This is a genomic window from Kitasatospora sp. NPDC007106, from assembly GCF_040634455.1.
Classification (GTDB): Bacteria; Actinomycetota; Actinomycetes; order Streptomycetales; family Streptomycetaceae; genus Kitasatospora; species Kitasatospora arboriphila.
The window spans coordinates 1-1,312 of sequence record NZ_JBEYFP010001279.1 but is presented as its reverse complement, the minus strand read 5'-3'; the positions used below and the strand labels follow the sequence as shown (position 1 = coordinate 1,312).

At 72.6% G+C, this 1,312-nt stretch carries 1 protein-coding gene; it reads right to left on the bottom strand.

Annotated features, from left to right (window positions below):
• Nucleotides 1-875 (bottom strand): LysR family transcriptional regulator (locus tag ABZ641_RS37845; protein WP_359989147.1); only part of this gene is annotated, 875 nt, incomplete at its 3' end.
• Nucleotides 876-1,312 lie beyond the last annotated feature (437 nt).

Below are 1,312 nucleotides of genomic sequence, written 5' to 3'. Positions count from 1 at the left end.
GTTGTACGCGCTGGTGAGGTTGACGGTGAGGACGGCGTCCCAGTCGTTCTTCGCCATCTTGAAGATACGGCGCGGCGCTCGGGCGCCGGACGGACGCGGACTTCGGCGAGCACGCCGTGCCGGAGTTCCAGCCGGACGGAGCAGCGCGGCACCAGTCCGACGCCGAGGCCGATCCGGGCGGCCTCCTTGACGCCCTCGGTGCCCCACAGGTCGAGGGTGCGGGCGCCGGTCAGCTCCCAGCTGTGCAGCAGGTCGGTGAGCTGGCGGCGGGTCTGCGAGCCGCACTCGCGCAGCAGGAAGGTCTCGCCCGCCAGGTCGGCGGGGGTGGCGGTCCGGCCCGCGAGCGGGTGGTCGGCCGGGCAGACCAGCAGCATGTCGTCCTCGGCGAGCCGCTCGGAGCGGTACCGGCCGGGCGGCAGCGGGCCGCCGCTCAGTCCGATGCCCGTCCGGCCCTCCTCCAGCGCCTCGGCGAGCTGGTCGGCGGTGCCGATGGCGAGGTTGAACTGGGCGGCCGGCTCGCGGCGCCGCAGCTCCCGCAGGACGGACGGCAGGAACTGGCCGCTGACGGTGCTGGTGCTGCCGATGACCAGGGGTTCCGTCCGCAGCAGCGCCGCCGCCTGGACGGCCTCGACGGCGTGGTCGGCGACGGCGAGCACCTCCTTGCTCTGCGCGAGCAGGATCTCGCCCGCCAGGGTGGGGCGGATCTTCGGACCCGAGCGGTCGACCAGCTGGGTCCGCAGGGCTATCTCCAGGTTCTGCACCTGTTTCGACACCGAGGACTGGCTCAGGAACAGCACTTGTGCGGCGGCCGAGAACCCCCCGCACTCGATGACCTTCGCGAAAACCGCCAGTTGGTTGAGGTTCAGTCGCATCATGGCCTCGCTCGCGTCCGGAGGGTTGGGACACAGGGGTCGGCGCGGCAGCCCGCGGTACCGGCCGGTACGGCAATGTACCGTGCACCGGGCCGGTGTCACAGGCGGTTCACCTGCAAGATCAACAGGTCGTGTGCGCCCGTTCTCCTTGCTCCGCACCCGGGTTGACGAGCGGTCGGGCCGGTCGGCGGCCGCCGCGACGCCCCGGGTCGCGTCCGGGCCCGGAACCCGGCGAATGGCAAAGGATTGGCAAAGGCGCGGGACGAAACCTCGATCCGGCCCTCTTCTCACGATGACCGGCCCGCCCGTGGCCGGCAGTTCCTCGGGAGGTGGTCCGGTGCACGCTTGCCCCAGCGGTCGACCGGCAGTGCATTCCCCGTCCGGCGCATCCGTGCGGCGGACACCCGCCCAGTGCGGCGTCCCCGTGCGCAGGACGCCCG